Origin of the sequence: Streptomyces sp. NPDC058239 (genome assembly GCF_042882185.1) — a bacterium.
Lineage (GTDB): Bacteria > Actinomycetota > Actinomycetes > Streptomycetales > Streptomycetaceae > Streptomyces.
Map to the genome: position 1 here is coordinate 47558 of NZ_JBHVWS010000003.1, position 18771 is coordinate 66328.

General features: G+C 69.5%; 17 protein-coding genes. 14 read left to right on the plus strand and 3 right to left on the minus strand.

The genetic code is table 11. From position 1 onward, the window contains the following. The first annotated feature begins 285 nt into the window (after positions 1 to 285). The gene (locus ACFVYE_RS05245) at positions 286 to 2010 is read left to right on the plus strand and encodes an MFS transporter (RefSeq protein ID WP_383976753.1); all 1725 of its coding nucleotides are present in this window, start codon (positions 286 to 288) and stop codon (positions 2008 to 2010) included. Between the two features lie 73 nt (positions 2011 to 2083). Continuing rightward, positions 2084 to 3295, plus strand: coding sequence for an acyl-CoA dehydrogenase family protein (locus ACFVYE_RS05250; protein WP_383976755.1), 1212 nt, complete (start codon positions 2084 to 2086; stop codon positions 3293 to 3295). Positions 3296 to 3317: 22 nt separating this feature from the next. Here the strand turns inward: ACFVYE_RS05250 and ACFVYE_RS05255 are convergent, their stop codons facing one another. Next, positions 3318 to 3761, minus strand: a complete 444-nt coding sequence (locus ACFVYE_RS05255) for a cell division protein SepF (protein WP_383958884.1) — start codon at positions 3759 to 3761, stop codon at positions 3318 to 3320. Positions 3762 to 4069: 308 nt separating this feature from the next. Between ACFVYE_RS05255 and ACFVYE_RS05260 the strand changes: the two genes are divergently transcribed. Further along, positions 4070 to 5311, plus strand: coding sequence for a DUF5685 family protein (locus ACFVYE_RS05260; protein ID WP_389604446.1), 1242 nt, complete (start codon positions 4070 to 4072; stop codon positions 5309 to 5311). Between the two features lie 58 nt (positions 5312 to 5369). Here ACFVYE_RS05260 and ACFVYE_RS05265 read toward each other — a convergent pair whose 3' ends face one another. Beyond that, positions 5370 to 6314 carry an ABC transporter substrate-binding protein gene (locus tag ACFVYE_RS05265; RefSeq protein ID WP_383958883.1) on the minus strand — a complete coding sequence of 315 codons (945 nt, stop codon included), beginning with the start codon at positions 6312 to 6314 and terminating at the stop codon, positions 5370 to 5372. 476 nt (positions 6315 to 6790) lie between these two features. On the opposite strand from ACFVYE_RS05265, the gene ACFVYE_RS05270 reads away from it, so the two are divergent. The 10 genes from ACFVYE_RS05270 (at position 6791) to ACFVYE_RS05315 (ending at position 17361) form a co-directional block, all read left to right on the plus strand. Further along, positions 6791 to 7657: an amino acid ABC transporter permease gene (locus ACFVYE_RS05270; protein WP_383958882.1), complete on the plus strand. Its 867-nt coding sequence runs from the start codon at positions 6791 to 6793 to the stop codon at positions 7655 to 7657. Further along, entirely contained in the window at positions 7654 to 9510 is a 1857-nt protein-coding gene (locus tag ACFVYE_RS05275; RefSeq protein WP_389604171.1) for an FAD/NAD(P)-binding protein, read from the plus strand. The genes ACFVYE_RS05270 and ACFVYE_RS05275 overlap by 4 nt, the downstream gene beginning before the upstream one ends. Before the next feature lie 59 nt (positions 9511 to 9569). Then, the gene (locus ACFVYE_RS05280; protein ID WP_389604173.1) at positions 9570 to 10469 is read left to right on the plus strand and encodes an amino acid ABC transporter permease; all 900 of its coding nucleotides are present in this window, start codon (positions 9570 to 9572) and stop codon (positions 10467 to 10469) included. A gap of 38 nt (positions 10470 to 10507) precedes the next feature. Continuing rightward, complete coding sequence (locus ACFVYE_RS05285; protein ID WP_389604448.1) at positions 10508 to 11260, plus strand: amino acid ABC transporter ATP-binding protein; 753 nt, start codon at positions 10508 to 10510, stop codon at positions 11258 to 11260. A gap of 44 nt (positions 11261 to 11304) precedes the next feature. Then, positions 11305 to 12279 (plus strand): ABC transporter substrate-binding protein, encoded by a 975-nt coding sequence (locus ACFVYE_RS05290; RefSeq protein WP_383958876.1) that lies wholly within the window; start codon positions 11305 to 11307, stop codon positions 12277 to 12279. 19 nt (positions 12280 to 12298) lie between these two features. Continuing rightward, on the plus strand, positions 12299 to 13366 hold the full coding sequence (locus tag ACFVYE_RS05295; protein ID WP_383958874.1) for an LLM class flavin-dependent oxidoreductase: 1068 nt from the start codon (positions 12299 to 12301) through the stop codon (positions 13364 to 13366). Further along, on the plus strand, positions 13363 to 14703 hold the full coding sequence (locus ACFVYE_RS05300; protein ID WP_383958872.1) for an NtaA/DmoA family FMN-dependent monooxygenase: 1341 nt from the start codon (positions 13363 to 13365) through the stop codon (positions 14701 to 14703). Before ACFVYE_RS05295 ends, ACFVYE_RS05300 begins: the two co-directional genes overlap by 4 nt. A 4-nt stretch (positions 14704 to 14707) precedes the next feature. Continuing rightward, complete coding sequence (locus ACFVYE_RS05305) at positions 14708 to 15523, plus strand: DUF1684 domain-containing protein (RefSeq protein ID WP_383958870.1); 816 nt, start codon at positions 14708 to 14710, stop codon at positions 15521 to 15523. A gap of 248 nt (positions 15524 to 15771) precedes the next feature. After that, positions 15772 to 16671 carry a S1 family peptidase gene (locus tag ACFVYE_RS05310; protein ID WP_383958868.1) on the plus strand — a complete coding sequence of 300 codons (900 nt, stop codon included), beginning with the start codon at positions 15772 to 15774 and terminating at the stop codon, positions 16669 to 16671. Between the two features lie 210 nt (positions 16672 to 16881). Next, on the plus strand, positions 16882 to 17361 hold the full coding sequence (locus ACFVYE_RS05315) for a hypothetical protein (RefSeq protein WP_383958866.1): 480 nt from the start codon (positions 16882 to 16884) through the stop codon (positions 17359 to 17361). 57 nt (positions 17362 to 17418) lie between these two features. Here ACFVYE_RS05315 and ACFVYE_RS05320 read toward each other — a convergent pair whose 3' ends face one another. Continuing rightward, entirely contained in the window at positions 17419 to 18345 is a 927-nt protein-coding gene (locus ACFVYE_RS05320) for a DUF4231 domain-containing protein (protein WP_383958865.1), read from the minus strand. Positions 18346 to 18571: 226 nt separating this feature from the next. Here ACFVYE_RS05320 and fxsA point away from each other — a divergent pair, with 226 nt between their 5' ends. Next, positions 18572 to 18739 (plus strand): FxSxx-COOH cyclophane-containing RiPP peptide, encoded by a 168-nt coding sequence (gene fxsA, locus ACFVYE_RS05325; RefSeq protein ID WP_383958863.1) that lies wholly within the window; start codon positions 18572 to 18574, stop codon positions 18737 to 18739. Positions 18740 to 18771: the final 32 nt, after the last annotated feature.

Here is an 18771-nt window from a genome sequence, read left to right on the forward strand (position 1 = left end):
TGGGCCCGGCGCGTGCTCCGGCAGTCACGCCGAGTACCTTCTGTGCCGGGCGCGAAAGCCGTCCGCGCGGGTTCGTGCAGGTCCGAGCGGGTCCCAAGCGGCGGCTCGGCGTGGCGTACGCCACACTTCACGGCCCATCGAGGTATGAGGTGGACCACGTGTGAGTGCTCCGAACTCGCGTACGCTGACGGATCACTCGCCCGTCGATGCCGGGCCCCGAGGGCAGCGAACCGCTGCACCCCGGCTGGCCTGCCGAGCGCGAGGGACCTTTTGGGAGGTACATGCATGTCCGGGACGACCACAGCCCGAATTCGGCTGCGCTCAGCCGCCGACGGTGCCAATCGATGGGTCGTCCTCGTCGTCCTCTGCCTCAGTCTGCTGCTCGTCGCGCTCGATGCGACCGTGCTCCATGTCGCCGTCCCCGCCGTCACCGAGGACCTGCGGCCCAGCGCCGTCGGTCTGCTCTGGATCGTGGACGCCTATCCACTGGTCTGCGCCTCGTTGCTGATCCTCTTCGGCACCCTCGGCGACCGTGTCGGCCGGCGCCGCATTCTGCTGCTCGGTTATGCCCTCTTCGGTGTCGCCTCCGCGATCGCCGCGATGGCCGGCAGCCCCGGCGTGCTGATAGTGGCGCGTGCCCTGCTCGGCGTCGGCGGGGCGATGATCATGCCTGCGACGCTGTCGATCCTCCGGCAGGTCTTCCCCGACCGGCGCGAACGGGCCGTGGCGATCGGCGTCTGGACCGCGGTCGCCGCCGTCGGCGCCGCCACCGGACCCGTCATAGGCGGCTTCCTCGTCGAGCACTTCTGGTGGGGCTCGGTCTTTCTGATCAACATCCCGCTGATGGCTCTGATCCTGCCGGTCGGCCGCCTGCTGCTCCCCGAGTCACGCGGCAGCAATGACGGCCCGTGGGATGTGCTGGGCGCGCTGATGGCCGCGGCCGGAGTGCTCGGTGTGGTCCTGGGAGTGAAGCGGGCGGGTACCGGTGAGGGGCTGCTGAGCCCGGCCACACTGGCCCCGCTGCTGATCGGGGCCGTGCTGCTCATAGCCTTCGTGCGCCGTCAGAAGCGCCGTACACATCCGCTGATCGACATCGGGATGTTCGCCAGGCCCGCCTTCTCGACCGCGGTGGGCTGCATCATCCTCGCCATGCTGGCTCTGGTCGGGCTGGAACTGATAGCCGTGCAGTACCTCCAGCTCGTCCTGGGTCTGAGCCCGCTTCAGACCGGTCTGCGGCTGCTGCCGCTCACCTTCGCGGCCATGGCCGCGGGCGCCACCGGCTCGTACACCCTGCGCCGCATCGGGCCGCGCCGGATGGTCGGCTGGGGCTTCGTGCTCACGGCCGCCTCGGTGCTGGTCCTGACCGCGATGGGGCAGCACGACCGGCCCGGCCTGCTGACCGCGGCCTTCGTCGCACTGGGCTTCGGGCTTCAGTCCACGCTCTTCGGGGCGTACGAATCCATGCTCAGCGAGGTCCCCGCCGACCGGGCGGGCGGCGCGGCGGCGATCGGCGAGACCTCCTACCAACTGGGCGCGGGCATGGGGATCGCTCTGCTCGGCAGCGTCATGAACGCCGCCTACGCCCCCGGACTTGCGAAGCTTCCCGAGGAGGGCGTCCCCGCCGGGGACGGTGCGGCCGCCTCCCACTCGCTGGGCGAGGCATACCAGGTGGCGGACCGGCTGGGCGGTCCGCTGGGTGAGGTGCTGCGCTCCACGGCCCGCCACTCCTTCATCACCGGGCTGCATGTCACGCTGCTGGTCAGCGCAGCCCTGCTGCTGGTCGGAGCGCTCGCCGCGCTGCGGCTGCCGAGGGTGATGGAGTGCTCGTCACAGGGCGTCCGTGAACCCCGGGAGGCCGACGATGTCCATGAGTCGCCGGGGCGGAGCGGGACGCCGGAATTCCACGGAACGCACGAGGTGCCCGCTGCGGGCCGCACGCAGCGGCCGCGCCCGCTGTCCGCCCGGCGCCGACCCGCCGAGGCGACCGGCTCTGGACGAGCGGGGCACTGAGCCGTAACGTCGGTGCGACACCATAACTAACACTGCTAGTTTTAGTATCGTGCGAGCCGCCGGAGGCACCCTCATGTCCACTACTGAGTCCTCGAAGCTCCCGCCCTTCGACCCCGCCGACCCGATCGGCATCGACGATCTGCTCAGCGCCGAGGACCTCGACATCCGCGACACCGTCCGCGACTGGGCCACCGACCGTGTCCTGCCGCACATCGCCGAGTGGTACGAGAACGGCGAGCTGCCCGGCATCCGTGAGCTGGCCCGCGAGCTCGGTTCGCTCGGCGCCCTCGGCATGTCCCTGCAGGGGTACGGCTGCGCGGGCGCCACCGCCGTCCAGTACGGACTGGCCTGCCTGGAGCTCGAAGCGGCCGACTCGGGAATCCGTTCCCTCGTCTCCGTACAGGGATCGCTCGCCATGTACGCCATCCACCGCTTCGGCTCCGAGGAGCAGCGGCAGCAGTGGCTGCCGGGCATGGCGGCCGGCGAGATCATCGGCTGTTTCGGCCTCACCGAGCCGGACCACGGCTCCGACCCGGCCGGGATGCGGACGTACGCCAAGCGCGACGGCGAGGACTGGGTGCTCACCGGCCGCAAGATGTGGATCACCAACGGCTCGGTCGCCGGGGTCGCCGTCGTCTGGGCGCAGACCGACGAGGGCGGCGCGGCCGGCGGAATCCGCGGATTCGTCGTGCCGACCGACACCCCGGGCTTCTCGGCGCCCGAGATCAGGCACAAGTGGTCCCTGCGCGCCTCGGTCACCAGCGAGCTGGTCCTCGACGAGGTACGGCTGCCGGCCGATGCCGTGCTCCCCGGGGTCACCGGTCTCCGCGGCCCGCTCAGCTGCCTCAGCCATGCCCGCTACGGCATCGTCTGGGGAGCCATGGGCGCGGCGCGCGCCAGCTTCGAGTCGGCCCTCGACTATGCGAAGACCCGGGAGCAGTTCGGCAGGCCGATCGGTGGCTTTCAGCTCACCCAGGCCAAGTTCGCGGACATGGCCTTGGAACTGCACAAGGGCATCCTGCTCGCCCACCATCTGGGACGGCGGATGGACGCGGGCAGGCTCCGTCCGGAACAGGTCAGTTTCGGAAAGCTCAACAACGTGCGGGAGGCGATCGAGATCTGCCGTACCTCGCGCACGATCCTCGGCGCCAACGGGATCTCGCTGGAGTACCCGGTGATGCGCCATGCGACGAATCTGGAGTCGGTGCTCACCTACGAAGGAACCGTGGAGATGCACCAGCTGGTGCTGGGCAAGGCGCTCACCGGCCTCGACGCGTTCCGGTAGACCGGTCCGGCGAGCGCCCTGCTCAGCTCTGGTTGAAGAAGCCGTCGGCCGGCCGGCCGACGGCTTCGCCGTTGACCACCTGGGTGTCGGCCGGGGTCAGCAGGAAGACCCGGGTGGCCACGCGCTCGATCGAGCCGCGCAGTCCGAAGGTCAGCCCCGCCGCGAAGTCCACGACGCGCTTGGCGTCGGTGGGGTCCATGGTCGTGAGGTTGACGATCACCGGGACGCCGTCCCGGAAGAGCTCCCCGATCGCTCGCGCGTCCCGGAAGCTGTCCGGGGTGACGGTGGCGATCCGGCGGCCCGTCTCCTCGGCCGCTTCGGAGGCCACCTGTACCCGGGGGTCGGTCACCCAGGCCTGACCGGTCCCGGTCTGTGCACCCTCGGCGTACTCGTCGTCGTCGTAGTACCGCTCGTCGTTGTCCTCTACGAGGCCCAGCCAGGCACTCGCCTTGCGCACCGATCCCATGGACGCCTCCTCTCACCGCGGTTCCGTGGTGTTCCGCATCTCTTTCGTATCCCTATGGTCGTCCATGATGCGGATCGTGCGCCAAGTGGATAGTCGGCGCGCAGGGGATTCGTGACGGTACTGGTGCAGAAGATGTGGCGGTTCGTCAAGGTTCCTCCTGCATCAGGGGCCTGAAAGAAAGAAAATATGATGCACCGGCCCGTACGGGTGACATGGGGGACGTACGGGTGAACGGAGCCCTCGATACGATGCACGTCGCGCATGCGCACGAGCGCGGCGCGCAGGTGAACGACTCTCGGGGGATCGTCGTGTTCGGAATCGTCAGGCCCTGTGCCCACCGGTTGTCCGAGGGGCTCAGGACCGAGTGGATGGCCCATCTCTGCGGGCTCTGTCTGGCACTCCGTTCCGACCATGGGCAATTCGCCCGGATCGTCACGAACTATGACGGTCTGATCGTCTCGGTTCTGACGGAGGCTCAGTCCGAGCGCGCCACCGGATGGCGACGTACCGCCGGGCCCTGCCCGCTGCGAGCCATGCGGACCGCTCCGGTCGCCCGCGGCGAGGGGGCCAGGCTGGCCGCCGCCGTCTCCTTGGTGCTGGCATCGGCCAAGGTGCGGGACCACGTCGCCGCGGGGGACGGCCTGTTGACGCGGCGACCGGCCGCCGCCGCAGCGCGCAGGGTAGCCGCGGGCTGGGACCGGGCCGGCGCGCGCACCGGCGCGCAGCTCGGCTTCGATACGGCGCTGCTCGTCGACGCCGTCGACCGGCAGACCGGCATCGAGCTGCTCGCCGGGCCCGGTACCCCGCTGCTCATGGTCACCGAGCCCACCGAGACCGCCACCGCGGCGGCCTTCGCCCACACCGCGATACTCGCGGGCAAGCCGCAGAACGCGGAGCCGCTGGCCGAGGCGGGCCGCCTCTTCGGACGCCTGGCACATCTACTGGATGCCGTGGAGGACCAGCAAGCTGACGCCGCGTCGGGTGCCTGGAACCCGCTCACCGCGACCGGCACCACGCGGGCCGAGGCCCGGCGGCTCTGCGACGATGCGCTGCGCGGCGTGCGGCTGGCGCTGCGGGACGCGGAATTCACCGACGTCAAGCTGGCCCATGTGCTGCTGGTGCACGAACTGCGGCAGTCGGTGGACCGGGCGTTCGGCACCACGGCATGCTCGCACCGGGCGGGCGGCATGGTCCCGGACGGAGCTGTCCCTCCGTCAGACTCAGGGCAGACGGGGTCTTTCGGGCCGCCGCCCGGCAATCCGTACGCGCCGAGCCCCGGCAGCCCCGTCGGCCCGCCGCAGCCCCCGCCCGAGCCCCCGCGCGACCGGCGCGGACTGATCGCGGGCTGCCTGGTGTGGGCGGGACTGGCCTGCACCTGCCAGATGTGCTGCGGCACTTTCAACGACCCGTGGAGCCACCAGCGCCGCGAGGGACTGTGCAGTCAGTGCGACTGCGGCGACTGCTGCGAGGCCTGTGACTGCTGCAGCAACTGCGGGGACTGCTGTGAATCCTGCGACTGCTGCGACTGCGGGTGCGACTGCAGCTGCTGAGGCGAGGTGTCCTGCCTCGCGGGGCGGGCGGGACCTGTCCCGCCCGGCCCGGACCGGATCACTTGATCTCGGGCGGCGAGATCTGAGAGGTCTTGATCGCCGACGCGCTGATGCCCCACTTCTTCAGGATCCGGCCGTAGGTGCCGTCCGCCTTGAGGCCGTTCACCGCGGCCTGGAAGGCGGGCGCCAGCGGGGTGCCCTTCTTGAAGGCGAAGCCGACGTCGAGGCGCTTGAACTCGTTGAGGAAGCGCACACCCTCCTGCTGTTCCACCGCGTAACGCAGCCCGTTGATGGTCGACATCACCACATCGCTGCGGCCCTGCTGGAGCGAGCCCCAGATCGCGCCCTGGTCGCTGTAGGTCTTCACCTCGTACGGCTTCTTGCCCGCGTCGGAGCACAGGTGCCTGTTCTCCTCCAGCGTCACCTCGAAGGTGGTGCCCGCGCCGGTGCCCACGGTCAGGCCGCAGAGCTGGGTGAGATCGGTGACCTTCTTCAGCTTGCTGTCGTCGCGGACCGCGAAGCCCTGGCCGTCATTGATGTACGTGACGAAGTCGATCGTCTTGCGGCGCTCCTCGGTCACCCCGAAGTTCCCGGTACCCACGTCGTACTTCCCGCTGCCCAGCGCGGGCAGGATCGCCTCGAAGGAGGCCACCTCGCGCTTCAGCTTCAGCCCGAGCTTCCTGGCCACCGCGTCCGCGAAGTCGATGTCCGTACCGGCCACCGTCCTGCCGTCCTCGAGGTAGGTGGCGCCGGGCGGATTGCCGATGCTTGAGGCGATGGTGAAGGTGCCGGAGGCGCGGACATCGGCGGGCAGCAGCTTCGCCGCGGCCTCGTCCCTGTGCACCGACGACACGACATCCGTCGTCGGGATCTTTCCCTTGGCGGCCGCGGTCCCGGCGGCGCCGGCCGGTGCGGCCGCCGGATCGCCGGACCCGCACGCGGTGAGGGCGAGAGTGGCGACGGTGATCAGCGCGAAGGCAGCGGAGTGCCGGGTTCGGGGCATGAGGCGTGGTTCTCCAGGTTCGTCGGCCGTGAACAGGCACGAAAGCGCGGCAGCAGGGCAGCGCGCAGCGACACCACGGTCGTGGCGAAGGAAATCGGCGGAGCGAGGGGAGGGCGGAGCGGTGTTGTGTACGTGAAGGCACGCAGGGAACAGTGCTCAGGCGCCGCACACGGCGCGAGGCAGAGACGCGAGGAGACGCAGGGGGTCAGCTCAACAGGAAGAGGACCACACGCGACCGAAGTCGATGTGGGAGCGCTTGACCAGCCACTGCTGCGAATGCATGGCCCAAGTGGAACAGGCATCCGGTGGTCCGTCAACTGAACTGAGACGTACGACTCACAGTGTGGACAAGCTTGACAACACGCAGTGAACAGCGCTTACCTCGGAAGCGGACCGGTGCTGAGGGGCCCGGTCCACGTTGTGTTTCTGCTGAAGGCACGCCCCGTGTTCGATCTCTGCATCCACGGAGCCTTCGCATGTCCGCGCAGACAGATACCCGCCCTCCGTCTCCCCCCGCCCCGCTCACGAAGAGCAATGATGCCGACCGGCTCCGGATCGTCCCGGTACGCCGGACAGGGCAGTGGGCGGCGGCCGTTGCCGCCCTGGCGCTCCTCGCCCTGGCGCTGAACTCCGTCATCCGCAACGAAGCCTTCCAATGGGACGTCGTCGCCGACTACTTCACCACCACCGCAGTCCTGCGCGGCCTCGGCCTCACCCTCTGGCTCACGGCACTGGTCATGGTGCTCGGCTTCGCCCTCGGCACGCTGCTCGCCGTCCTCAGGCTCTCCGGCAACCGCGTGCTGCAAGCGGTCAGTTGGGGATACGTCTGGCTCTTCAGGTCCACCCCGATCCTGGTCCAGCTGCTGTTCTGGTTCAACATCGGTGCGCTCTACCCGGAGATCCTCGGAGTCCGTACGGTGAACCTCCTCGGCCCCGTCACGGTCGCCGTCATCGGGCTCACCCTGCACGAGGCCGCGTACGCCGCCGAGGTCGTCCGCGGCGGCATCCTCTCCGTCGAACGCGGACAGATCGAGGCCGCCCAGTCGCTCGGCCTCGGGCCCTGGCGCCGGCTCCGCCGGATCGTGCTGCCGCAGGCGATGCGCTCCATCGTCCCGCCCGCCGGGAACATGCTGATCGGCACCCTCAAGGGCACCTCGATCGTCAGCATCATCGCCGTGCAGGACCTGCTGTACTCGGTGCAGCTCGTGTACCACCGCACCTACCAGGTCATCCCGCTGCTGCTGGTCGCCACCATCTGGTACGCCGTCGTCACCTCGTTGCTCAGCATCGGCCAGCACTACATCGAGCGGCACTACGCGCGCGGCACGGCCGGTGCCCGATGAGCCGGTCACCGACACTCGTCGTCATCGGCGCCGGGCCGCGCGGCACCGGCCTCATCGAGCGCATCGCCGCCAATGCCCCCGGCCTGTACGAGGGCCGCCCGCTGGACATCCATCTCGTCGACCCGTACCCGCCGGGCGGCGGACGGATCTGGCGGCACGACCAGTCGCCGCTGCTCTGGATGAACTCCATGGCCGAGGACGTCACGATGTTCACCGACGACACGGTCCAGCAGGAAGGGCCGATACGCCCGGGGCCCGCGCTGGACACCTGGGCGGCGGACATCCGGGACGGACGTCTCACGCTCCCGGACGAGGCCGGCATCGAAGTCGGACTCCTCGCCGAAATAAAGGCGTTGGAGGGAAGCGACTTTCCGAGCAGGCGACTGCAGAGCGTCTATCTGCGCTGGGTGTACGAGCATGCCGTGGCCGCGCTCCCGAAGGGCATCGCCGTCCACTGGCACCGGGGCAGCGCCGTGCGCGTCACCGGGCCGCGCGAAGGCCGTCAGCGCGTCTGGCTGGAGGGGCGCGACAAGCCGATCCTCGCCGATCTCGTCGCCGTCACCATCGGCCACCTCGACGCCGAACCGGAGCCGGAACAAGTCGAGTTGGCCGACTTCGCGGACCGTCACGGACTCGTCCACCTGCCGCCCGACTTCACCGCGGACACTGATCTGACCGGCCTGCCCGCGGGCGAACCGGTCATAGTCCGGGGCTTCGGACTCGCCTTCGTCGATCTGATGGTGCTGCTCACCGAGGGCCGCGGCGGACGGTACGAGAACGGTGAGTACGTGCCGTCCGGCAGGGAACCCGTGCTCCACATCGGATCGCGCCGGGGTGTCCCGTACCACTCCAAGATCGGCTACGCCTGGCAGGGCGAACGGCCGCCGCTGCCGCGTTTCCTCGGCCCCGACCGGACCGAGGCGCTGCTGAAGACGGACGAGCCGGTCGACTTCCGGCGCGATGTGTGGCCACATGTCGACAAGGAGCTCGGCTACGCCCACTACCACCGGCTCTTCACCGCCCACCCCGAGCGCACGACGGGCGACTGGCCGGAATTCGAGGTGAAGTACGCCGCCGCGGACCCGGCCGGCCCCGAGCTGCGCGCCCTGGTATCGGCCGCCGTCCCCGACCCTGACGACCGGCTCGACCTGGAGGCGCTCGACCACCCCCTGGACGGGATGCGCTACCCCTCGTACGACGAACTGCAGGAGGGGCTGCGGGGCTACATCACCGCCGACCTGGAACGCCGCCACGACCCCGCCCACAGCCCGGACCTCGCCGTCTTCCTCGGACTGCTTTCCGCCTACGGGCAGTTGATCCGGCTCGGTGACATCGGCGGCTGGTGGCACGGCTTCTTCAGCTATCTCGCCTCCGGCCCGCCGGGACCCCGGCTGCACCAGCTCCTCGCGCTCTCCCGGGCCGGTGTCGTCCGCTTCCTCGGCGCCGGAATGACCGTCGAGGCCGATGAACGGCGCGGCGTCTTCCGGGCCGGCAGCGCCACCGTGCCCGGGGAGCGGATCGAGGCCCGCGCCCTGGTCGAGGCCCGGCTGCCGGACCCCTCGCTGGAACGCACCCGCAGCCCACTGCTTCAGGATCTGTACGAGGACGGGGCCGCCGCCACCGACACCGGGCTGCTCTCGGTCGACCCCGACAACGGCCGGATCCTGGGCCGTGACGGCCGTCCGCATCCGCGCCGCTTCGCGCTCGGCCCGTTCACCACCGCGCGTGCCGGCGGAGCGTTCACCCGGCCGCGCACCGGCGGCCCGGCCTTCCGGCAGAACGACGCCACCGCGCGCACGGCGCTCACCTTCCTCCGGGACCTCGCCTGTAGCGACGGCCCCCTCGGCGCCTGACCCCGGCTCCGCGCGAAGCCCCGCCCCACCCTCGTACACCTGCAGCTCAAGGACCCCTCATGTCCCTCACCAGCGATCCACCCATCGGCAAGGCGACAGGACCACATGTCGCCGCGCCCGCCGCCGCCGACCACGACGCACTCACCGTCGTCCCCGTACGCCACCCCTGGCGCTGGGTCGCCGTCGCCGTCACCGCCGTCGTACTCGCCCAGTTCCTGCACGGCCTGGTCACCAACCCCGGCTGGGAGTGGGACGTCTTCGTCCAGTTCTTCACCGCCGAGACCATCCTCAAGGCCGTCTGGGTCACCCTCCAGCTGACCTTCTACGGCACGGTCCTCGGCTTCGCGCTGGGCATCGTCCTCGCCTTCATGCGGCTGTCGGCCAGCCCGTTCCTCAGCGCGGTCGCCTATGCGTACATCTGGGCGTTCCGCTCCATCCCGCTCATCGTCCAGCTGCTCTTCTGGTTCAACCTGGCCTATCTCTACGAGGAGTTGCAGTTCGGCATCCCGTTCGGGCCCGGCTTCTTCTCCTTCGACACGATGAACCTGGTCGGCGCGATGAGCGCGGCCGTCCTCGGACTGGCGCTGCACCAGGCCGCCTATGCGGCGGAGATCGTCCGCGGCGGCGTACTGGCGGTGGACGGCGGCCAGCTGGAGGCCGCCGCCGCGCTCGGGATTCCCCGGAACCGGCAGCTGCGGCGGATCGTGCTCCCGCAGGCGATGCGCTCCATCCTGCCGAACGCCGCCAACGAGATCATCTCGCTCTTCAAGGGCACCTCGATCGTCTCCGTGATGGCGATCGGCGAACTCTTCTACCAGGTCCAGGTCGTCTATGGACGCAACGGCAGGGTCGTGCCCCTGCTGATGGTCGCGACGGTCTGGTACATCCTCCTGACCACCGTGCTCTCCGTCCTCCAGCACTACGTCGAACGTCACTACGCCAAGGGGGCCGCGCGATGAGCGCCACCACCACCGACACCACCGGATCCACGGACGCCATGGTCGAGATCCGCTCCGTCCACAAGCGCTTCGGCAGCCTCGAAGTGCTGCGCGGCATCGACCTGTCCGTGCGCAGCGGAGAGGTGACCGTCGTCCTCGGTCCTTCCGGCTCCGGCAAGTCCACGCTCCTGCGCACCATCAACCACCTGGAGAAGGTCGACAACGGCTGGATCAGCGTCGACGGCACCCTGGTCGGCTACCGCAGGGACGGCAACAAGCTGTACGAGCTCCGTGAGCGCGAGGTCCTGCGACAGCGCACCCGGATCGGCTTCGTCTTCCAGAACTTCAATCTCTTCCCGCACCTCACCGTGCTGGAGAACATCATCGAGGCCCCGGTCGCCGCCCTCGGCCGCCCGAAGAAGGAAGCCGTCGCCGCCGCGGAGAAGCTCCTCGCCCGGGTCGGGCTGTCCGACAGGGCGGGGGCGTACCCCAAGCAGCTCTCCGGCGGGCAGCAGCAGCGGGTCGCCATCGCCCGCGCGCTGGCCCTCGAACCGAAGCTGCTGCTCTTCGACGAGCCGACCTCGGCGCTCGACCCCGAGCTGGTCGGCGAAGTCCTCGACGTCATCAAGGACTTGGCGCTCCAGGGCACCACGATGATCGTCGTCACGCACGAGATCGGTTTCGCCCGCGAGGTCGCCGACACCGTCGTCTTCATGGACGAGGGACGGATCGTCGAGCAGGGGGCCCCCGGCGACGTACTCGACCGTCCGGAGCACGAGCGCACCCGCGCCTTTCTCTCCAAGGTTCTGTGACCCCACCCATGTTCACTTCAGTGTTCTTTTCAAGGAGTACGCACGTGTCCGTCCGCCGCACCCTTTACGCCGCACTCGCCACCCTCACCGCCGCGGGACTGCTCACGGCCTGCGGTGCCGGTGACGCCGCCACCAGTGAGGTGAAGCCGAAGGGGCAGCAGGGCACCGGTATCAATATCGGTCCCGATCAGCACCGGATCAGAGGCACGAAGGTCGACGCCATCGCGGCGAAGGTGCCCGAGGCCATCCGCGAGCGGGGCACGCTGCGGCTGGGCGCGAGCGCCGACGCCTCGCCACCGCTGGGCTTCTACGCGACCGACGACAAGACCCGGATCGGCTCGGAGATCGACATAGCGACCCTGATCGCCGACACGCTCGGTCTGAAGCCGCAGTTCGAGGAGGTCTCCTGGGAGAACCTCTTCGTCGGTCTCGACAGTTCCAAGTTCGACGGAGTGCTCTCGAACGTCACGGTCACCGAGGAGCGCAAGGAGAAGTACGACTTCGCGACCTATCGGCTCGACAACATCGCCTTCGAGGCCAAGAAGGGCTCCGGCTGGAAGGTGAAGGAGCCGAAGGACGTGGCGGGGAAGACCATCTCCGTGGCGTCCGGGACCAACCAGGAGAAGATCCTCGTCGACTGGAGCGAGCAGAACGTCAAGGCCGGACGCAAGCCGGTGGACATCAAGTACTTCCAGAAGGACACCGACTACTACCTGGCCCTCCAGTCCGGCCGTATCGACGCCTACCTCGGCCCCAGCCCGTCCGCCAACTACCACGTCGCATCGGCCGGCCAGTCCGAGATCGTCGGCACACTGTCGGGTGCGGGCGACGGGCTCCAGGGCAAGATCGCCGCCACCACGAAGAAGGGCAGCGGTCTGGCCGAGGCGTATGCGGCCGCCATCGACCACGTCGTGCAGGACGGTTCGTACGCCAAGGTGCTGAAGCGCTGGGGGCTCTCCAACGAGGCCGTGGCGAAGTCCGAGATCAACCCGCCCGGCCTGCCCAAGCCCAAGAACTGAGCCCCGAGAGGTAACACCCATGCCTTCGACCGCACCTCTTCACCTGGCCGCCGAGATCGGCGGTCCGCCCCGCTACGCCCCCGAGCACTACATCGGCCTCGCCCGGCTCGCCGAGCGCGGCGCCCTGGACTTCGTCACCCTCGGCGACTCGTTCGCCAGGCCCGGACTCGACGCACTCGCCGTGCTCTCCCGGGTCGCACCCGCCACCGACCGGATCGGTCTGGTGCCGACCGTCACGACCACCCACACGGAGCCGTTCCATGTGTCGTCCGCCGTGGCCACCCTGGACTGGGTGAGCCGCGGCCGGGCGGGCTGGAGTATCGATGTGTCGACGACCGAGGCCGAGGCCCGGCTGTTCGGCCGGCGCCCGGCAGCACCCGCCGACGATCTGTGGCGCGAGGCGGGTGAGGCAGCGGACGTGAGCGCCCGGCTCTGGGACAGCTGGGAGGACGACGCCGAGATCCGGGACGTCGCCACCGGACGCTTCATCGACCGCGACAAGCTGCACTACGTCGACTTCGAGGGTGCCGCCTTCACCGTCCGAGGGCCGGCCATCGTGCCCCGGCCCCCGCAGGGACACCCGGTCACCGTCGTCGACGCAGCGGGCGGCCCGGCCCGCGAGACCGCGGCCCGCCACGCCGATGTCGTCCTCGTCCGCGCCACCGCCCCCGAGCGGGCTGCCGCGATCCGCGCCGATCTGCGCCGGCGCGCCGCGGCGTACGGACGCGACCCCGACGCCCTCCGGGTCCTGGTCGCGCTCACCGTCGACCTCGGCGACGCCGAGACCGCCCCGGAACCGGGACTGGAGAGCGGACCCCCGCTCGCCGCAGGCGGCTCGTACTACCGGGGCGGACCGGTCGACCTCGCCGAACTGATCACCCGGTGGCACCGCGGGGGAGCGGCGGACGGCTTCCACCTCACGCCCATCACCCCCGGGCGCGACCTCGAACGGATCGTCAACGGCACGGTGGCCCTGCTCCAGCACCGCAGCCTGTTCCGCACTTTCTACCCCGGCGGCACTCTGCGCGAGCACCTGGGGCTGGCCCGCCCCGCCAACCGGTACGCCCTCGAAGGGGGACGAGCATGAGCACCGCACCGAGGCAGATGCATCTCGCTGCCCACTTTCCGGGTGTGAACAACACGACCGTCTGGGCGGACCCCCGCTCCAGGAGCCAGATCGACTTCTCTTCCTTCGAACACCTCGCCCGCACTGCGGAACGCGGCAAGTTCGACTTCTTCTTCCTCGCCGAAGGGCTGCGGCTGCGCGAGCACAACGGGCGGATCCACGACCTGGACGTGGTCGGCCGCCCCGAATCCCTCACCGTGCTGGCCGCGCTGGCAGCCGTCACGGACCGGCTGGGCCTCGCCGCCACCGTCAACGCCACCTTCAACGAGCCGTACGAACTGGCCCGCCGCCTCGCCACCCTCGACCACCTCAGCGACGGCCGGGCCGCCTGGAACGTCGTCACCTCCTCGGACGCCTTCACCGGGGAGAACTTCCGGCGGGGCGGCTATCTCGACCGGGCCGACCTCCCCCAAGTTCTCGGCTTCGCTCGAACAGGGGGGACCCCCTACACCCGGGCGGCCGAGTTCGTCGCCACCGCCCGTGAACTGTGGGACACCTGGACACCCGACGGCACCCCGCGCCCCTTCACACATCGGGGACAGCACTTCGGCATCGAGGGCGAGTTCACCGTCCCGCGCTCCCCGCAGGGCCATCCGATCGTCATCCAGGCCGGGGACTCACCGGAGGGCCGCGAGTTCGCCGCGTCCGCCGCCGATGTCGTCTTCACCCGGCACGGCACCCTGGAGGCCGGCCGTACCTTCTACGCCGACGTCAAGGCGCGGCTGGCGAAGTACGGCCGGGAAGCCGACGAGCTGAAGATCATGCCCGGGGTCACCTTCGTGCTCGGCGACAGCGATGCCGAGGCCCAGGAGAGGGCGGCCGAGATCCGCCTCCAGCAAGTCTCCCCGCAGAACGCGCTTTTGGCCCTGGAACAGATCTGGGGCCGTGACCTTTCCTCGTACGACCCCGACGGACCGCTTCCCGAGACCGACCCGGACCCCGAGTCCTCGCTGGTCCAGGGCCGGGTCAGACACGGAGACCCCCTCGCGGTCGCGGCCCGCTGGCGTGCGCTGTCGAAGGAGAAGGGGCTGTCCATCCGGCAGACCGTCATCGAGACGACCGGGCGGCAGTCCTTCATCGGCAGCCCGCAGACGGTCGCGGCGCAGCTGACGGAGTTCGTCGCCGCCGATGCCGCCGACGGATTCATTCTCGTTCCCCATCTCACGCCGGGCGGCCTGGACGATTTCGTCGACCGGGTCGTCCCGCTTCTCCAGGAGCGCGGTGCATTCCGCTCCGAGTACACGGGTCCCACACTGCGGTCGCATCTCGGGCTCGCCGAGCCGGTATGGAAAGGTTGATCGCATGAGCACGGACGCACAGCAGCCGCACGATTCCGGGCAGGCGGCACAGGACTGGAAGCACTGGCACGAGGAGCGCACCGCCACGGTCGCCGCACCGTACGGACCGCTCTCCCTCACCGGCACCCACTGGCTCTCCGACTACCCGGAGGGCCACATTCCAGGGGTGCCCGGGCAGTGGCGGGAGGACGGCGAGGAGCTGGTGCTCAGCGCCGCCGCCGCGGACGGTCTGAGTGTCGACGGCAAGCCCCTCACCGGCCAGGTCCGCCTCACCGCCGACCGCGGCCCGATCGGCGAGTCCCGCGTCGCGCACGGCGAGCGGCGGCTCGTCGTGCTGAGTCGCGAAGGGCTCTGGGCGGTAAGGGACTTCGACCCGGACTCCGCGGCACGGCGCGCCTTCCGGGCCATCGAGGCCACCCCGTACGACGCCCGCTGGGCGCTGCCGGGCACCTTCCGCCCGTACGAGAGCGCCCGTACGGTCCGGGTCGAGAACGCCGACGGAGTCGAGCGCGGCCTCGGACTCGCCGGCGAGATCGCCTTCGTGGCCGACGGCACGGAGTACACGCTGCAGGTCGCGGTCGAGCCCGATGGCTCGCTCTGGGCGGTCTTCGCAGATGCCACCAGTGGAAACAGCAGCTATCGCTTCCGGTTCCTGCGGCCCGCGGCCCCGTCCGAGGACGGCAGTGTGACGGTCGACCTCAACCGTGCGCTGCTGCCGCCCTGCGCCTTCGCGGACCACTTCATCTGCCCCTTCCCGCCGCCCGGCAACACCCTTCCCATCGCCGTCGAGGCGGGGGAGCGGAACCGCGTCGACGGCTGACGCACTGCCACATCCCCTCGGGACAACGTCCCCGGCAGCCCATGTGCTGCCGGGGACGCTCGTGCAGTCCGACAAGTTCAGGCCAGAAGGCCCTCTTGCGCCAGAAGTTGACGCCTTGAATACTCCCGAGCAGCGCTTGTCAGGAACACGGCATTCCGTACTGCGGGCATGCCGTGCGAACGACTGCGCCTCACGGGTCCGACCACCCCACAGGCGGACCCCCGACTTCCCCCCGGGAGGAATGAAAAGTGAGGATCAAGCGCACCACCCCCCTCAGCGGTACCGCGAGACGCAGCAGGGCTGTCGCCATTGCCGCAGGCCTTGTCGCCGTCGCCGCACTCGCCGTCCCCGCCGCCCAGGCCGACACCGCCACAACGTTCAGCGCCAACCAGCTCTCCGCCGCGAGCGACGCCGTGCTCGGCGCCGATGTGGCGGGGACCGCCTGGAGGATCGACCCGGCGACCGACACCCTTGTGGTCACCGCGGACAGCACGGTCTCGCAGGCCGAGATCAAGCAGATCAAGCAGTCCGCCGGAGCCAACGCCGGCGCCCTGCGGATCGAGCGCACCTCCGGAAAGCTCAGCAAGCTGCTCTCCGGCGGCGACGCGATCTACGCCCCCGGCTGGCGCTGCTCCCTCGGCTTCAACGTCCGCAGCGGCAGCACCTACTACTTCCTGACCGCCGGTCACTGCACCGACGGCAACCCGCCCTGGTACACCAACTCCTCCAACTCGACCAGCATCGGCCCGACGGTCGGGTCCAGCTTCCCGACGAATGACTACGGCCTGGTGCGCTACGACAACACCTCGCTCGCCCACCCGGGCACCGTCGGCAGCGTCGACATCACCAGCGCGGCCAATGCCACGGTCGGCATGTCGGTCACCCGCCGGGGCTCCACCACCGGCATCCACAGCGGCACCGTCACGGGCCTCAACGCCACGGTCAACTACGGCGGTGGAGACATCGTCTACGGCATGATCCAGACCAACGTCTGTGCGGAGCCCGGCGACTCCGGCGGTCCGCTCTACTCCGGCTCCAAGGCGATCGGTCTCACCTCGGGCGGCAGCGGCAACTGCTCCTCCGGCGGTACGACCTTCTTCCAGCCGGTCACCGAGGCGCTCAGCGCGTACGGGGTCAGCGTCTACTGACGCCAGGCACCCCGGTCCGGCCTCGAACAGGCAGTCGGCCGAGACGGAGCCCCCGCCCGAATCCTGGGCGGGGGCTCCCGTTCACCCCGCGGCTTTTGAGAGGATGTGGGGCAGGTCGGTCATGCAGGAGCAGACGGGGGCGGATGCTGTGCCTTCCGGAGGGATGCCCTCCGGGAACCCCCGGCAGACACCTCAGGGGGTTCCAGGTCCGTGAAACGCATTGGAGTGACTGGCCATCGCAGCATTCCGCAGGAGGCCCATGCCCATGTGCTGGCCGGGTTACAGGCGGCGCTCTGCGGGTTCGAAGACTCCCTGGAGGCCCTCTCCAGCCTGGCGGTGGGCGCGGACCAGCTCTTCGCCGACCTCGCCCTGGCCCGAGGTGCGGATCTGACCGTGGTCATCCCCAGCGGCGACTACGAATCCTGCTTCGCCGACGCAGCCGAACTCGCCCGCTACCGGGCTCTCAAGGACCGGGCGGTCCGGGAAGTCCGGCTGGACTACCCGCACTCCACCGACGAGGCGTACTACGCGGCGGGCGCGTACATCGCCGACCACTGCGACCGGCTGCTCGCCGTGTGGGACGGAAGGCCGGCCCGAGGCTTCGGCGGCACGGGCGACATCGTGACGTACGCCCGCAGCCTGGGCCGCCCGGTCACAGTGATCTGGCGCGAGGGCGTGGAGCGCACCTGACCGGTTCCCGCGGCCGTCCTCGTATACGACCGCGCGTCCGCCCCAGCTGATCGTTCGTCACATCTGATGCCGGGCAAGCCAGTCGGTGTGCTGCGGGGAGACGATGCGCTCGGTCTCGAAGACGGCCCGCGGCCACTGACGCTCGGTCAGCGTGGTCTCCATCGCCACCTGCATCGCCTCCAGATCCTGCTCCACCAGCGAGTGGGCCGAGATCAGCGGGTGGTGACGGCGCATCTCACTCCACGCCAGACAGGCCGCCGCGGCGGCCGACAGCACCCCCGTCAGGGCAAAGGACTGGGTGACGGAGAACGTCCGCAGCAGCGCGAACACCAGGGCGAGCGCCGCCAGTACGGCAATGGTGGTCGACCAGACGAGCGTGGCCCGCCGGGACACCTCCTGACGCCTGCGGTACCAACTGCGCTGCTCGATCAGCCGGTCCCGTACATATGTCTCCTTGCGTACGGTGAATGCCTTGTTCCGCAACTCGCGCATGGAGTCCGTTATCAGCCCGCCAGAATCCGCGGTCAGGTCGCGGGGGTCGGCCCACCCCACCTTCCGGAGCTCCTGAAGACCCTCTTCGAGACGATTCGCGAACACCGCCTCGGGGTGCTGGGTTGTGGTGTCGAAAGGCGAGCCGTGCACCGAGTAACGCCAGCATATCGATTTGATGAACTCTGCTGCCGAGCGGTTGAGTTGCCATTGCGACTTTGCTTTGCGCTGGGCGGTGAGGTACATCGTGATCAGGACACCCACATAGGCCAACACGCCGATGGCATCGGCGAGTTGAAACGTGTCAGCTATCTCCAGGTGCCAGGGCACCGCGGCCGGCATCGCGCCGATGACCAGTAGAATCAGCTGGACGCGGGTGGTGTTCACTGCCTCCCGCTGGCTTGCGATGGCGATCGCGTCCGTGTGATGGAAGAGCGCCGGCAGGTCGGCGTTCCTGAACACCATGCTCTGCAGCGGTCCGGGAATCGCCGTCATGTTCACTCCCGTCTGCGGTTATGTCGTCACCTCAATGGTGGAATCGGTGGTTCCGTTCGATCCGGGACGGTCCCTCATGACGCTTTTGTTCCAAGTGGGCGTCCTCAGTTGCCAACCGAAGCCATGAGAGTAAAGTCGTGCCGCCAGACACTGCAATGGTGCAGATACCGTTGCTGCATTCCTGTCTGGAACCATTCCATCGGAACAAACCCCCTCAAGGACGGCCGTGAAGACCTCTGAATCCTCTCTCTCCTTCGCTGTTGCGAAGAAGAACCGTGTGCCGCTCGCCGAGATCGATGTCCGCGGCGCTGCTGCTGCCCGGAAGCTCGGTCGTGTGCATGCCGCGTCAGCCGGTCGCCCCACCCAGGCATCGACCTTCAACTCGGCACTCTGAATCGACGCCTCGGCACCGGGAACCAATGCCCC

Coding starts and splice junctions, on each gene's coding strand:
- ACFVYE_RS05245 (WP_383976753.1), top strand. CDS start 286: ATGTCCGGGACGACCACAGCCCGAATTCGGCTGCGCTCAGCCGCCGAC.
- ACFVYE_RS05250 (WP_383976755.1), top strand. CDS start 2,084: ATGTCCACTACTGAGTCCTCGAAGCTCCCGCCCTTCGACCCCGCCGAC.
- ACFVYE_RS05255 (WP_383958884.1), bottom strand. CDS start 3,761: ATGGGATCGGTGCGCAAGGCGAGTGCCTGGCTGGGCCTCGTAGAGGAC.
- ACFVYE_RS05265 (WP_383958883.1), bottom strand. CDS start 6,314: ATGCCCCGAACCCGGCACTCCGCTGCCTTCGCGCTGATCACCGTCGCC.
- ACFVYE_RS05270 (WP_383958882.1), top strand. CDS start 6,791: ATGTCCGCGCAGACAGATACCCGCCCTCCGTCTCCCCCCGCCCCGCTC.
- ACFVYE_RS05275 (WP_389604171.1), top strand. CDS start 7,654: ATGAGCCGGTCACCGACACTCGTCGTCATCGGCGCCGGGCCGCGCGGC.
- ACFVYE_RS05280 (WP_389604173.1), top strand. CDS start 9,570: ATGTCCCTCACCAGCGATCCACCCATCGGCAAGGCGACAGGACCACAT.
- ACFVYE_RS05285 (WP_389604448.1), top strand. CDS start 10,508: ATGGTCGAGATCCGCTCCGTCCACAAGCGCTTCGGCAGCCTCGAAGTG.
- ACFVYE_RS05295 (WP_383958874.1), top strand. CDS start 12,299: ATGCCTTCGACCGCACCTCTTCACCTGGCCGCCGAGATCGGCGGTCCG.
- ACFVYE_RS05300 (WP_383958872.1), top strand. CDS start 13,363: ATGAGCACCGCACCGAGGCAGATGCATCTCGCTGCCCACTTTCCGGGT.
- ACFVYE_RS05305 (WP_383958870.1), top strand. CDS start 14,708: ATGAGCACGGACGCACAGCAGCCGCACGATTCCGGGCAGGCGGCACAG.
- ACFVYE_RS05320 (WP_383958865.1), bottom strand. CDS start 18,345: ATGACGGCGATTCCCGGACCGCTGCAGAGCATGGTGTTCAGGAACGCC.